The organism is Parageobacillus sp. G301 (assembly GCF_030268025.1).
Taxonomy (GTDB): domain Bacteria; phylum Bacillota; class Bacilli; order Bacillales; family Anoxybacillaceae; genus Parageobacillus_B; species Parageobacillus_B toebii.
The window spans coordinates 707,183-721,771 of sequence record NZ_BSDB01000002.1; the positions used below are offsets into that span (position 1 = coordinate 707,183).

13 protein-coding genes are annotated in these 14,589 nt (G+C 42.7%); 8 read left to right on the forward strand and 5 right to left on the reverse strand.

Annotated features, from left to right (window positions below; all coding sequences use genetic code 11):
* Positions 1–2 precede the first annotated feature (2 nt).
* Genes glgD through QSJ37_RS12345 form a run of 3 tightly spaced genes read left to right on the forward strand, consistent with a single transcriptional unit; the run spans position 3 to position 4,874 of the window.
* Positions 3–1,034 carry a glucose-1-phosphate adenylyltransferase subunit GlgD gene (gene glgD / locus QSJ37_RS12335; RefSeq protein ID WP_285755416.1) on the forward strand — a complete coding sequence of 344 codons (1,032 nt, stop codon included), beginning with the start codon at positions 3–5 and terminating at the stop codon, positions 1,032–1,034.
* Positions 1,031–2,485, forward strand: coding sequence for a glycogen synthase GlgA (gene glgA / locus QSJ37_RS12340; protein WP_285755417.1), 1,455 nt, complete (start codon positions 1,031–1,033; stop codon positions 2,483–2,485). The genes glgD and glgA overlap by 4 nt, the downstream gene beginning before the upstream one ends.
* Entirely contained in the window at positions 2,472–4,874 is a 2,403-nt protein-coding gene (locus QSJ37_RS12345; RefSeq protein WP_285755418.1) for a glycogen/starch/alpha-glucan phosphorylase, read from the forward strand. The genes glgA and QSJ37_RS12345 overlap by 14 nt, the downstream gene beginning before the upstream one ends.
* A gap of 26 nt (positions 4,875–4,900) precedes the next feature.
* On the opposite strand, the gene QSJ37_RS12350 is transcribed toward QSJ37_RS12345, so the two are convergent.
* The 3 genes from QSJ37_RS12350 to QSJ37_RS12360 all read right to left on the reverse strand — a co-directional run bounded on the left by QSJ37_RS12350 (position 4,901) and on the right by QSJ37_RS12360 (position 7,568).
* Positions 4,901–5,695 carry a TIGR00266 family protein gene (locus tag QSJ37_RS12350; protein WP_285755419.1) on the reverse strand — a complete coding sequence of 265 codons (795 nt, stop codon included), beginning with the start codon at positions 5,693–5,695 and terminating at the stop codon, positions 4,901–4,903.
* Between the two features lie 84 nt (positions 5,696–5,779).
* Positions 5,780–6,544, reverse strand: coding sequence for a yteA family sporulation protein (locus QSJ37_RS12355; RefSeq protein ID WP_285755420.1), 765 nt, complete (start codon positions 6,542–6,544; stop codon positions 5,780–5,782).
* An 85-nt stretch (positions 6,545–6,629) separates the two neighbouring features.
* A complete protein-coding gene (locus tag QSJ37_RS12360; protein ID WP_285755421.1) occupies positions 6,630–7,568 on the reverse strand; it encodes a 1,4-dihydroxy-2-naphthoate polyprenyltransferase in 939 nt (312 codons plus the stop codon).
* Between the two features lie 171 nt (positions 7,569–7,739).
* On the opposite strand from QSJ37_RS12360, the gene QSJ37_RS12365 reads away from it, so the two are divergent.
* From QSJ37_RS12365 to QSJ37_RS12385, 5 genes are all read left to right on the forward strand, one after another.
* Positions 7,740–9,122, forward strand: a complete 1,383-nt coding sequence (locus tag QSJ37_RS12365; protein ID WP_285755422.1) for an isochorismate synthase — start codon at positions 7,740–7,742, stop codon at positions 9,120–9,122.
* Positions 9,115–10,869 (forward strand): 2-succinyl-5-enolpyruvyl-6-hydroxy-3-cyclohexene-1-carboxylic-acid synthase, encoded by a 1,755-nt coding sequence (menD, locus tag QSJ37_RS12370; RefSeq protein ID WP_285755423.1) that lies wholly within the window; start codon positions 9,115–9,117, stop codon positions 10,867–10,869. Before QSJ37_RS12365 ends, menD begins: the two co-directional genes overlap by 8 nt.
* On the forward strand, positions 10,866–11,678 hold the full coding sequence (menH, locus tag QSJ37_RS12375) for a 2-succinyl-6-hydroxy-2,4-cyclohexadiene-1-carboxylate synthase (RefSeq protein WP_285755424.1): 813 nt from the start codon (positions 10,866–10,868) through the stop codon (positions 11,676–11,678). Before menD ends, menH begins: the two co-directional genes overlap by 4 nt.
* Positions 11,678–12,496, forward strand: a complete 819-nt coding sequence (menB, locus tag QSJ37_RS12380; RefSeq protein WP_015864889.1) for a 1,4-dihydroxy-2-naphthoyl-CoA synthase — start codon at positions 11,678–11,680, stop codon at positions 12,494–12,496. The genes menH and menB overlap by 1 nt, the downstream gene beginning before the upstream one ends.
* Positions 12,497–12,580: 84 nt before the next feature.
* Entirely contained in the window at positions 12,581–14,059 is a 1,479-nt protein-coding gene (locus tag QSJ37_RS12385) for an o-succinylbenzoate--CoA ligase (protein ID WP_285755425.1), read from the forward strand.
* Between the two features lie 14 nt (positions 14,060–14,073).
* Here QSJ37_RS12385 and QSJ37_RS12390 read toward each other — a convergent pair whose 3' ends face one another.
* Entirely contained in the window at positions 14,074–14,274 is a 201-nt protein-coding gene (locus QSJ37_RS12390) for a hypothetical protein (RefSeq protein ID WP_285755427.1), read from the reverse strand.
* A gap of 73 nt (positions 14,275–14,347) precedes the next feature.
* Positions 14,348–14,509, reverse strand: a complete 162-nt coding sequence (locus QSJ37_RS12395; RefSeq protein WP_285755428.1) for a DUF1540 domain-containing protein — start codon at positions 14,507–14,509, stop codon at positions 14,348–14,350.
* Positions 14,510–14,589: the final 80 nt, after the last annotated feature.

Here is a 14,589-nt window from a genome sequence, read left to right on the forward strand (position 1 = left end):
CAGTGAATAATAAATGGATGCTGGGAGTTATTGACGCAACAACGTATATCGAGCCGCTTCAACCGTTAACATTGCACCGCTCTGTTGCAGCCGTGCCGTTTGCGGGGAGATATCGATTAATCGATTTTGTATTGTCGAGTATGGTTAATTCGGGAATTGAGAGTGTGGCGATTTTTCCAAAATATCAATACCGCTCATTAATGGATCATTTAGGATCAGGTAAAAATTGGGATTTAAACCGAAAACGGGACGGATTGTTTTTCTTCCCATCTCCAGATTTATCGATTCCAATGCATCACGTTGGCGCATTTGCCCATTTTGAACAACATATAGACTATTTTTTGCGCAGCAGACAAAAATATGCCGTTATTTGCAATAGTTATACGATTTGTAATATCGATTATGAAGCGGTGTTAGAGCGTCATATTGCAAACGAATGTGATATTACCGAAGTTCGTTATCAAGGGCGTTCGCTTGAAATGTTTGTGTTAGAAACATCATTGTTGCTCGATTTAATCACTAATCACCGGAATACCGGCTATTACAGTATTGTAGATGTTGTTCGCGACCATCGCCATTCCTTAAAAATTTGTGACTATGAACATGACGGATACGCAGCTGTTATTGATTCGATTGAAAATTATTTTCGGCATAGTATGGAGTTGCTAAATAGAGATGTTTGGCAGCAGTTGTTTATCCAGTCACGTCCGATTTATACGAAAGTGAAAGATGAACCGCCAACGAAATATACAGAAAAAGCAGTCGTGAAAAATTCGATGATTGCCAATGGCTGCATTATCGAAGGCCATGTGGAAAACAGCATCATTTTTCGTTCCGTGAAAATTGGAAAAGGAGCGGTCATAAAAAATAGCATTATTATGCAAAAAAGCCAAATTGGCGAAAATTGTGAACTAGATTGTGTCATTGTTGACAAAGATGCGAAAGTAGAAAATAACGTTTTTTTGCGTGGAACGGAACGGGTTCCATTTGTGATTCGTAAAGGAACAGTACAAGGAGAGTTGATCAGCTCGTGAATGTATTATTTGTCGTGTCGGAATGCGTACCGTTTGTTAAGTCGGGAGGATTAGCGGACGTTGCCGGAGCGTTGCCGAAACAATTGCGAAAATTAGGGACAGACGTTCGGGTAATCATGCCAAAATATGAAACAATCCCGGAAAACTATAAAAAAGAAATGAAAAAAATTGCCGAGCTTGTGGTAAGAGTTGGATGGAGACGGCAATATTGCGGAATTGAAATGATGGAGTACGAAGGAGTTATTTATTATTTTGTGGACAATGAATACTACTTTAAACGCCATCAGTTATACGGACATTATGATGATGGAGAACGGTTTTCGTATTTTTGCCGCGCTGTTTTAGACGCGTTTCCTGTGATTCCGTTTCGTCCAGATATTATTCATTGCCACGATTGGCATACCGGTATGATTCCATTTTTATTGCGCGAAGAATATCGAAAAAATTCATTTTATGAACGAATCCGCACCGTGTTTACGATTCATAATTTACAGTTTCAAGGAATTTTTCCACGTGAAATTTTAGGAGATTTATTGAATTTAAGTGACCGTTATTTTACGATTGAGTATTTAGAGTTTTATGGGAATGTGAGCTTTATGAAGGGAGCGCTTGTTTCTGCCGATATTATTACAACGGTCAGTCCGACATACAAAGAAGAAATTCAGACGGAATATTACGGAGAGCGGCTCGATGGTCTATTACGGGCGCGCCAGCGTGATTTAATAGGAATTTTAAACGGTATCGACGATGAAATGTATAATCCGAAAAAGGATCCATTTATTGCGGTGCCATACGATATACAGACTATTGCCAGAAAACAAATAAATAAATGCGCGCTTCAACAATATTTTGGTTTATCGATAAGGGAAGACGTCCCGGTCATTGCGATGGTAACACGTTTGACAGAGCAAAAAGGGATGGATTTAGTCAAGTGCGTTTTCCATGAAATTATTGCCGAAGATGTTCAATTCATTTTGCTAGGGACGGGTGACAAAAAGTTTGAGCAATTTTTCTATGATATGGCGGTAACGTATCCAGATAAAGCAAAAGTGTATATCGGCTTTAACGAAGAGTTAGCACATAAAATTTACGCGGGAGCTGATCTATTTTTAATGCCATCTAAATTTGAACCGTGCGGTCTCAGCCAAATGATTGCGCTTCGATACGGAACGATTCCGATTGTGCGGGAAACGGGAGGATTAAACGATACGGTACAATCGTATAATGAGTTTACGGGAGAAGGGAATGGGTTTAGTTTTACGAACTTCAATGCCCACGATATGTTATATACCATTCGCCGCGCGCTTACGTTTTATAAGGAAAAGCAAATATGGGAAAAGCTAATGAAAGAAGCAATGAGCCGTGATTATAGCTGGGGGCAATCAGCGTTTAAGTATAACCAAGTATATGCGGATTTAATGGCTGGGAGTGAACATCATGTTCTCGAATAAAGAAGAATTCAAAAAAACATTTTTAAAACGGCTTGAGATGCTGTGCGGCAAACGGTTTGAAGAATCAACGCTGCGTGATCAATATAATACATTAGGAAACATGGTTCGTGAATATATTAGCCAAAACTGGATTCAGACGAATGAGCGAAATCGTGCGCGAAAGCAGAAGCAAGTATATTATTTGTCGATTGAATTTTTGTTAGGACGCCTCCTTGGCAGCAATTTGCTTAACCTTGGCATTCGCAATGTCGTGGAAGAAGGGCTGAACGATTTAGGAATTCGCTTGGATGACATGGAAGAAGTCGAGGCGGATGCGGGGCTAGGCAATGGCGGTCTTGGCCGCCTTGCTGCTTGTTTTTTAGATTCGCTTGCTTCTCTTGATTTGCCTGGTCACGGTTGTGGAATTCGTTATAAACATGGGCTCTTTGATCAAAAAATTGTTGATGGATATCAAGTCGAGCTGCCAGAACAATGGTTGCGCCACGGAAATGTATGGGAAATTAGAAAAGAAGAATTAGCGGTTGAAGTGAATTTTTGGGGAAAAGTAGAAATATCCAACCAAAACGGCCGTCTGACATTCCGCCATATTGACAGTGAAAAGGTAATGGCGGTTCCATATGATATGCCAGTCATCGGTTATGATACGAAAACAGTGAATACGCTGCGGCTTTGGAGCGCAGAACCAGCAAAAACCTTTCCGCCTCATAAAAGCGTGATGCAATACAAACGGGAAACAGAGGCGATTTCGGAATTTTTATATCCTGATGATACCCATGACGAAGGGAAAATTTTGCGATTAAAACAACAATATTTTCTTGTTGCTGCAAGCGTTGGCAGCATTGTTCGCGCCCATCGCCGCCAGCATGGGCACTTGTATGAGCTGCATAAGTATGTGGCGATTCATGTGAATGATACTCATCCGGTTTTGGCGATTCCGGAACTGATGAGAATTTTACTAGATGAAGAAGGAATGAGCTGGGAAGATGCCTGGCATATTACGACAAATACGATTTCTTATACGAACCATACGACATTATCAGAGGCGTTGGAGAAATGGCCGATTCGTATTTTTCAGCCGCTGTTGCCGCGCATTTACATGATTGTGGAGGAGATTAATGAGCGATTTTGCCGCGAACTTTGGAATCATTATCCCGGCGATTGGAAGCGAATTGAAGAGATGGCGATCATCGCCCACGGGCTTGTTAAAATGGCGCATTTGGCGATTGTCGGCAGCCATAGCGTCAACGGTGTTGCCAAACTGCATACAGAGATCTTAAAAAAACGGGAAATGAGGCTGTTTTACGAATTCGAACCGCAAAAATTTAATAACAAGACAAACGGAGTGACCCATCGCCGCTGGCTACTAAAGGCAAATCCTGAGCTTTCTGCGTTAATTACTGATACCATTGGTGACCGATGGATGAAAGAGCCGCAGGCGTTGATCGAGTTGAAGCCGTATGCTTCCGATCCCGCGTTTCAGCAGGCGCTTGCGAAAGTCAAACAGCAGCGCAAAGCAAAATTAGCGAAGCGCATTGATGAAAAGACGGGGATCGTCGTGAATGAATCATCAATTTTTGATGTGCAAGTGAAGCGTCTTCATGCATATAAGCGGCAGTTGTTAAATGTTCTTCACATCATGTATTTGTATAACCGGCTGAAGGAAGATGCGAGCTTTTCCATTTACCCGCGCACTTTTATTTTCGGCGCCAAAGCTTCCCCTGGATACTATTATGCAAAACGGATTATTAAGCTCATTCATTCTGTCGCTGAAAAAGTGAACAATGATAAAAAGACAAACGAACAATTAAAAGTGATTTTTCTAGAAAATTATCGTGTTTCACTAGCGGAAGAAATTTTTCCAGCGGCGGATGTAAGCGAGCAAATTTCAACGGCAAGTAAAGAAGCATCTGGCACCGGCAATATGAAATTTATGATGAATGGAGCGATTACGCTTGGAACGCTAGATGGAGCTAATATTGAAATATTGAAGGCGGTCGGGGAAGAAAATATATTCATCTTTGGGCTTACTGCGGAAGAAGTGTTAAACTACTATCAAAATGGCGGATACCGCGCGCACGAATATTATCATCACGATAAACGGATTAAGCAGGTCGTCGATCAGTTAGTCAACGGATTTTTTCCAGATGTCCATGACCATTTTGAGCCGATTTATGATTCGCTTTTAACACAAAACGATGAATATTTTGTGCTTCGTGATTTTGCATCATATGTGGAAACACAGGAAAAAGTGGAAGAGGCGTATAAGCAGCGTGAACGATGGCTGAAAATGAGCGCGATTAACATTGCTCATTCTGGTTATTTTTCCAGTGACCGGACGGTTCAGGAGTACGCGAATGAAATATGGGATATTCATCCGTTGAATAAATAAAAGAGAGAGGTTTTTTGGCCTCTCTCTTAATCGTCTCCATCGAGCCAATCGCCAATGCTGCCGAGAATGCTTCCTTCTCCGACAGAGCGGCCTCCCGAGCTTGGAGCAGAGGCAATAATTCGATCAGCAAGCCGGCTGAATGGAAGCGACTGCACCCAAACGGTTCCCGGGCCGGTTAATGTTGCAAAAAACAACCCTTCGCCGCTAAAAAAGGCGGTTTTAATTTTGCCTACATATTCGATGTCATAATCGACTTCTTTTGTCATTGCAACTAAACAGCCGGTATCGATGCGCAATTTCTCACCAGGCTGCAGCTGGCGCTTGTAAATGGTTCCGCCTGCATGTAAAAAGGCAAGGCCGTCTCCTTCGAGTTTTTGCATAATAAATCCTTCTCCACCGAAAAAACCAGTACCAAGTTTACGTTGAAAATCGATGCCGACGGAAACGCCTTTCGCCGCACAAAGGAAGGAATCTTTTTGGCAAATCACTTTGCCGCCGAGTTCGCTCAAATCCATCGGAATAATTTTCCCTGGATATGGAGCGGCAAACGAGACGCGGCGTTTTTCTGCGCTGTTGTTTGTAAACACGGTCATAAATAAGCTTTCGCCTGTCAACAGTCGTTTTCCCGCTCCAACTAATTTGTTGAAAAACCCTTTTCCAGAATCAGTGCCATCTCCAAAGATCGTCTCCATCGTAATCCCATCTTCCATCATCATCATGCCGCCAGCTTCCGCGATGACGCTCTCTTGGGGATCTAATTCAATTTCAACAAATTGCATATCGTCTCCATATAGCTTGTAGTCGATTTCATGGGCATTCATTGTCTTCACCTCAATATCATTGTTTCTTTGGTACATATTCTCTATACGAGTTTAGATCCCTTTTTGTTTCAAAAAAAAAGACCATCATTGTCGATGGTCTTCTTTTTCTGTATAAGGGGCTTTTTCATATGCTGGCAAATCGCCAATATTGGACATAATTCCTTCATCATCCAAAATATTTTCCAACTGTTCGTGTTCTCTTGTTGGATATACTTTCACATTTTTTCCGTATAAATCTACCGCTGCAAAATTTTCTAAATCCTCAACATAACCGACATTTTCTTCTGATTCCGCATATACTTCCCCATAATAGTCGACATTTTTCCCTAAATCGGAAGGAGTATCGGATGTGCCATAACGGGCTACTTCTTGCCACGCATCTTCCGCGTCATATGCTACTGATTCGTCGCGGTCATCGAAATCAAATTTTCCAAATGGAGGCATCAACACTCCTTCTTCGAGCGGCCGCTTTTGAGAAACCGTTTGATCGGAGCTATGTTCCTTACAAAACGTTGTTGTCGGCAATGCTTCGAGCCGTTCGTACGGAATTGGCTTTCCGCAAACTTCGCATGTGCCGTACGTGCCGTTTCGAATGGCCTCCAGCGCATGTTCAATTTCTTTTAATTCTCGTTCTGTATGTTCGTTTAGCGCCAAATCTTTTTCGCGTTCGTATAGCTCCGTTGCTTCATCCGCCGGATGGTTGTCAAAGCTAGAAAGCTCGCCGACCGCGTCATGGGCATGGCTTCGTTCTTTGCCAAAATGGTCATTATGACGTAAACGTTCTTCAATATCTTGTTTTGCCTTAAGAAGCTGCATCTGGAAGGCAGATAACTGTTTGTGTGTTAACATATTTCATAACTCCTTCCTAAAAATAAACCGTTTATCTTGTAGTATGAACGAAAAATAAAAAAAAACACGGTTCATTCAGACCGTGTTACAACCAATAGCTAATAAGCAGACCAATTGCCAATAGAAAACCAAACTGTGTATTCGTTTGTGCTGTTGCTTTCATCGCTGGCATCATTTCAATCGGCTTTGTTTTGCCGATAAATCCTTTCGTCGCTGTAATCGCTTTTGGCATGCTAAAAAAGACGAGCAACGTCCAGACGGAAACAAGGTGGAAAATGACTAAGCCAATCATCCAAATAAACGATATGGCAAACATGCCGGCAAGAATGCGAATCGCATTGTTGCGTCCGACTAAAATTGCTAATGTTTTTCGCCCGTTCTCTTTGTCTCCATCGAGGTCGCGAATGTTGTTTGCCAGCAAAATCGCTCCGACTAAAATGGCAATCGGAACAGAAATCAAAATCGCTGTCTTTGTTACTTCTCCAGTTTGAATGAAAAAGGAAATTAAAATGATAACTAGTCCCATAAAAAATCCGGCTGCAAGCTCCCCAAACGGGGTATACGCAATTGGTACAGGCCCGCCTGTATAGAAATATCCAGCCGCCATACAAATGGAACCGATCAGTGCAAGCCACCAGCTGCTATTCACGCAAATATAGACACCGATTAGCATTGCGATGGCGAAAAGGAAAATAGCTAAATATAAAACCGCTTTTGGATGGATTCCTTCGCGGACAATTGCCCCGCCAATCCCTACGGATTCCGGTGAGTCAAGCCCGCGTTTAAAGTCATAATATTCGTTAAACATATTTGTTGCGGCTTGAATGAACAAAGAAGCTACAAGCATTGCGATAAATAGCGAAATGCGAATATTTGTTTCGTGAAATGCTAGTGCTGTGCCAATAGAAACAGGAACAAATGCGGCAGTCAATGTATGCGGACGCGTTAACCTCCACCAAACACGCCAATCGCGGCGGCGATTGACCGGCGGAAAACGACGATCTGTTTGCAATGAAGATTGCATAATCATACCCCTCATATTCGGATAAAATATAAAGTAATGCTTTACAAACGTTCACAATAAGTGTAGGAAAACGGTTATAAGGTGTCAACCCCTTTAGAATAGATAAATTATTTCCTATTATATATAATGGAAAATAGAAAATAAGTAATAAAACAAGAAAGCGGGATTACAGTGGCGATTTTATACCAGCATAAAATTCAAGAACAATTGCATTTCATCGGAAAAAAAGCGAATCGTCCGTTTATTAGCTGGAGCGAGGAAATTGATCATGTAGATCCGGTTTATTTTTTTTCATTAGGACAAGCCTGTTCCTTTCGTCAGCGGTTTTATTGGTCTGATCGCACGAACGAAACTGTCTATGTAGGACTGGGCTGCACATATATCATTGAAACAGAAGAAAAAGAACAACGGTTTCGCACAGTAGAGACAGAGTGGAAGCGATGGATGGAACAAACAGCTTCTTATTCGAACGGAACAGATGCAGTTCCTATTATATTTGGAGGTTTTTCGTTTGATCCATTCAAGCCTAGAACAGAGAAATGGCGCGCTTTTCCTCATGCAAAAATGATAGTGCCGACAGTTCTTTTATCGATCAAAAATGGAAAAGCAACATTAACGGTGACGATGTGTTCCGGACAGAATGAAGAAATAATAAAAAAAATAGGAATGTTGATTCGGTTATTATATCAGGAACAAAAACAGCAAACATCTTCATTGCCGCCATTAATAACATATAAGGAAGTGCAAAAAGAAGAGTGGATTGATGCGGTCAAAAAAACAATCGAGAATATTCGCAAAGGAAAATTCGATAAAGTAGTGCTGGCGAGAGAAGCGCGTTTATCGTTTGCTGATGCGATCGATCCAAGCGTCGTTTTGCAGCAATTGCGTGAACAACAGCCATTTAGCTATATTTTTGCATTTGAACAAGAAGGGCAATGTTTTATTGGCGCTTCTCCGGAACAGCTTGTGAAGAAGGAAAAAGATACATGTTATTCTATTTGTTTAGCTGGGTCAATACGCCGCGGAAAAACACTTCAAGAAGATGAACAGCTCGGGAAATGGCTAATGAATGATGAGAAAAACCTTCGTGAACATCAATTTGTTGTTCAGATGATTAAAGAAGCGATAGAAGCGGTTTGCAAGCGTGTACAAATCCCATCTTCACCGCAACTGTTAAAATTACAGCATATTCAACATTTATATACGCCTGTGATCGGGGAAAAGTGCCGCGCCGCTTCTGTTTTATCGATCGTAGAACAAATGCATCCGACGCCGGCGCTCGGCGGAACACCGCGAGAAAAGGCGATCAAAGAAATTCGGGAAGCCGAACCATTAGACAGGGGATGGTATGCGGCACCAATCGGATGGATGGATGCAGAAGGAAATGGAGAATTTGCCGTAGCCATTCGTTCGGGGCTTTTACAGGGAAAAGAAGCGTCCATTTTTGCAGGTTGCGGTGTAGTCGGCGATTCTGCCCCGATGAGTGAATATGAAGAAACGAAAGTGAAATTTACCCCGATGTTATCGGCGCTGGGAGTGGAGCGAGATGAATGAAGCACTAACATTATATATAGCAGCTTTTGTGGATGAGTTAGCGAAAATCGGCGTGCAAGATGTGGTGATGAGCCCAGGATCGCGTTCGACACCGCTTGCCATTATGATGGCAGAACATCCGGCGATGCGCGTACATATAAACATTGATGAGCGCTCCGCCGCATTTTTTGCTCTCGGCATGGCGAAAGCAAAACGGCATCCTATCGCCCTTCTTTGTACGTCAGGAACGGCGGTTGCGAACTATTTTCCAGCGGTGGTGGAAGCTTATTATTCGCGTGTGCCTCTTATCGTCATTACGGCAGATCGCCCGCATGAATTACGGGATGTCGGGGCGCCGCAAGCAATTGACCAGCTGAACATATATGGAAGATATGCCAAATGGTTTGTAGAAATGGCGCTGCCAGAAAAGTCGACAGACATGCTCCGCTATGCGCGGACGATGGCAGCAAGAGCGGCAGGGGTAGCAATCAGCGCCCCGGCAGGCCCTGTTCATCTAAATTTTCCGTTGCGTGAGCCGCTTGTGCCGATCGTTCATGAAGAAACGTGGGAACAAATCGAAGCGAAAGAGCCGTCTTATACGACGGTCATTCCGGGGAAAATGACGATCGGCATGGAACAAATTCAGGAGTTATACAATGAACTTTCTTCGGCTGAAAAAGGGCTGATCGTTTGCGGACAAATCGATCAGCCAGCGTTTGCTGAGGCGGTCACGAAGTTAGCGGAAATGCTCGATTATCCTATTTTAGCGGATCCACTTTCTCAACTGCGCAGCGGAACACATGCAAAAGAGTATATTATTGACAGTTATGACGCGATATTAAAAGATGAAACGATTGCAGCTTCATTAGTTCCGGATGTCGTTATTCGTTTCGGCGCCATGCCGGTTTCTAAGCCACTATTTCTTTTGCTGAAACGATATCCATCCATTAAACAAATCGTTGTGGATGGAGAAGGCGGATGGCGGGAACCGACATTAATGGCATCGTACATGGTGTATTGCGATGAAGTTGAATTTTGCCGCCGACTTATCGATATTGGGGCGCCGAAGCAGAGCAAAAGTCAATGGTCAACGACGTGGAAAATGATCAACGATATCGCAAAATCTGTACTTCTTGAAGCAACGATGGAAGAGGAATTATTCGAAGGAAAAGTGTTTACGGAACTTTCGCAATTGCTTCCGGATGGTGCTACCTTATTTGTTGGCAATAGTATGCCGATTCGCGATACGGATACATTTTTCTTTACAAACGACAAGCAAATACGCATTTTGGCGAACCGTGGCGCAAATGGGATTGACGGCGTTGTGTCAAGCGCGCTAGGAGCCAGTGCTGTTACCGAACCGCTTGTGCTTGTCATTGGCGATCTTTCCTTTTATCATGATTTGAATGGGCTATTAGCCGCAAAAATGCATGGACTACACGCGACGATCATCGTTCTTAATAATAACGGCGGCGGAATTTTCTCGTTTTTGCCGCAAGCGAAAAATGAAAAACATTTTGAAATGTTGTTTGGCACGCCAACAGATTTGCAATTTGAGCATGCTGTCCGCATGTATGAAGGAAATTACCAGAAAATCAAGACATGGGATGAATTTCGCCATTATGTTACACAATCGTTGACAACAGATGGCTTTCACGTGATGGAAGTATGCACGTCAAGAGAAAATAATGTAAGAAAACATCGTCTTTTGTGGGAAAAGGTTTCCCAGGAAATAGCGGAATTTCTCGAAAAAGGGAGAATGGTATGAATATTTTCGTCAACGGGGTTTCCTATCATGTTGAACGATACGGAGATGGAGAACCGCTTTTACTGTTGCACGGATTTACTGGTAGTGTTGAAACGTGGAAACCTTTTCTCCCATATTGGCGTGATTATCAGCTCGTTCTTGTTGATATTATCGGGCACGGCCTTACCGATTCGCCAAATGATCCAGCTCGATATGAGATGGAAAAAGCAGCTGCTGATCTGGACGAAATATTGCGGTATTTTCATTTGCAAGATGCACATGTGTTAGGATATTCCATGGGCGGGCGTCTTGCGCTGGCGTTTGCAATTCTTTATCCTCATCGTGTTCGGACATTGATATTAGAAAGCAGTTCTCCGGGATTAAAAACGATGCAGGAAAGACGGGAACGAATGAAAAGAGATGAAGCGTTAGCGGAAGAAATAGAGCAATATGGCGTTACAGCATTTGTCGAAAAGTGGGAAAACATGCCGCTTTTCGCATCCCAAAAGCGCTTGCCTCTTAGCGTGCAGCAGCAAATTCGTAATCAACGGCTAAACAATAATGCTCTCGGATTAGCAAATAGTTTGCGCGGGATGGGGACTGGAAGACAGCCTTCCTTTTGGAATCGTTTATCCAAAGTAAACGTACCGACTTTGCTTTTGTGTGGAGAATGGGATCAAAAATTTTGTCGTATCGCTGAAGAGATGAAAGAATATCTTCCTAATTGTGAAATGATAAAAGTTCCCGAAGCAGGCCATGCAATTCATGTGGAACAACGAGAAATTTTTGCTAAAATAGTAAGTAGGTTTATAACAAGGAGGAGAGTATAATGGCTATCGAATGGGTAAAGGAACGCGAGTATGAGGATATTATATACGAAACGTACAATGGGATTGCGAAAATTACGATTAACCGTCCAGAAGTACATAACGCGTTCCGTCCAAAAACTGTCGAGGAATTAATCGATGCATTTTCTTATGCGCGCGATGACGCAAATATCGGTGTTATTATTTTAACAGGTGCAGGCGGAAAAGCGTTTTGTTCCGGTGGAGACCAAAAAGTGCGCGGCCACGGAGGATACGTCGGTGAAGATCAAATCCCGCGGCTAAATGTGTTAGATTTGCAACGATTAATTCGTATCATTCCAAAACCTGTTATTGCCATGGTGGCCGGTTATGCCATTGGCGGCGGTCATGTATTGCATGTTGTATGTGATTTAACGATTGCCGCAGATAACGCGATTTTTGGACAAACTGGTCCAAAAGTAGGAAGTTTCGATGGTGGATATGGTGCAGGCTATTTAGCGCGTATTGTTGGTCACAAAAAAGCGCGTGAAATTTGGTATTTATGCCGTCAATATACCGCGCAAGAAGCATTAGAAATGGGACTTGTCAATAAAGTGGTGCCATTAGAGCAATTGGAAGAAGAAACAGTAAAATGGGCGCAGGAAATTTTAGAGAAAAGCCCAACGGCGATTCGCTTCTTAAAAGCGGCATTTAACGCTGATTCTGACGGTTTAGCTGGTATTCAACAGCTTGCCGGTGATGCAACGTTGCTATTCTATACAACCGATGAGGCAAAAGAAGGACGAGATGCATTTAAAGAAAAACGCAAACCAAACTTTAAACAATTCCCACGTTTTCCGTAAGAAAAGCGGAAGGCAAGTTTTGCTAAAGCAGCTTGGTGAGTTCCATCAAGCTGTTTCTTTTATTGGGAAAAGGAGAGTGTCATCATGCAAACATCGATTCCAAATTGGCTTATGCAGCGGGCGTTTTTAACTCCTGAACGTATTGCGGTTTATGACGGGCAAGGAAAAAAAACGTTTATGGAGCTTCATGAGTCTGTGATGAAGCGGGCATGTCAACTTGCAAACACCGGGGTTCGTAAAGGAGATATTGTCGCTATTTTCATGAAAAACAGTGTGGCGATGATCGAATGCATTCATGCCCTTCATTATATTGGCGCGATTGCTTTGCTGCAAAATACACGTTTAACTTCGCATGAGCTTGCATGGCAATTAAAAGACAGCGGAGCGGTATACGTAATTGCCGATGATGAGTTGGCGGACCGTATAGAAGGAAACATTCGTGTTATTACCATGAGTGAATTGTCCGCATTGCCTGAGGAAAATGTTGAGTTTCAGCAATATTATCATTTCGATGACGTCGCTACGATTATGTATACATCAGGGACAACAGGAAAGCCAAAAGGAGTGCTGCAAACATACGGAAATCATTGGTGGAGCGCTATTGGTTCAGCGTTAAATTTAGGATTGCATGAAAATGACTGCTGGCTTGCGGCTGTGCCGTTTTTTCACATCAGCGGTTTGTCGATTATGATGAGAAGCGTTATATATGGCATGAGCATGTATGTGATGCACGCTTTCGATGCGAAAAAAGCAAATGATCTCATTATCGGCGGAAAAGTTACCATTATGTCTGTTGTCAGTGCAATGTTGCAAAAAATGATCGCTGACCTTGGCGAAAGACGATATCCTGAGACATTTCGCTGCATGCTGCTTGGCGGCGGGCCTGCTCCGAAACCGCTGTTAGAAGTGTGTAAAGCAAAAGAAATTCCTGTCTATCAAACGTATGGCATGACGGAAACCGCATCGCAAATCGTCACCCTTGCGCCGGAATATAGTTTAACCAAACTCGGTTCTGCTGGAAAACCATTGTTTCCAGCACAGCTTCGCATTGAAAAGGACGGTCAAGTTGCTCATCCGTATGAACCAGGAGAAATTGTTGTAAAAGGACCAAATGTCACGAAGGGATATTTGCATCGTCCGGATGCAACGGAGAAAGCGATTCGCGACGGCTGGTTTTATACGGGAGATATCGGATATATAGATGAAGACGGATTTCTTTATGTATTAGACCGTCGTTCTGACCTTATCATTTCCGGTGGAGAAAACGTTTATCCGGCTGAAATTGAAGCGGTGCTTCTTTCACATGAAGCGGTAGAGGAAGCAGGGGTAACAGGAATCGATGATGAAACATGGGGACAAGTGCCGTGCGCGTTTGTGAAGCGAAAAAGTGGTTATTCTGTCAACGCGGAACAGTTAAAACAGTTTTGCCAAGCGTATTTAGCGAAATATAAAATTCCAAAACAAATCTATTTTGTCGACGAACTGCCGCGCAACGCTTCACAGAAATTATTGCGTCGTCAGTTAAAGCAGCTCATTCCAAACAATGAAAACGGGGCTTTATAATTAAGCCCCGTTTTTTAAATCTCGTCGTCATCCATTAGGCCTAATTCTATAATGCGATAGGAGATTAGTTTCTCCACTTCTGGCGGCAAGTCATCCAATGAGCCAAATTCATATTGCCATAAATTTGTAAATGAGTCGACGCAGATCGGAAATGTCATTGGATTTGATCGTTTTACTTCTTCTTTCAATGCTTTAATTAGACTGTCCTTTTTCATCGCAGCACGTCGCCTCTCTTTGCTAAACTATGTAGGCGCTGCGCCTCTGGCGCTAAAACGCGCCAAAGGCTAATTACATTTCACTCGAAGGGACGAATGTTTTGCAATCAGTTTCAGTGGAATCAGCCGCCATTTTCCCCGTATGGCTTACAACGTAAATTGATTCCGCGCTGCAGCGGTTTCCTTCTGCCCAATAATGGCAGTTTTTCACTTCACAAAGCACATCTTTTGCCATATAAACTCCCTCCATTGTACAAAAATGAGCTACACGTTTAGTTTGGCTGTTTGAAAAAAAGTTATGAAGGAAACAATAAG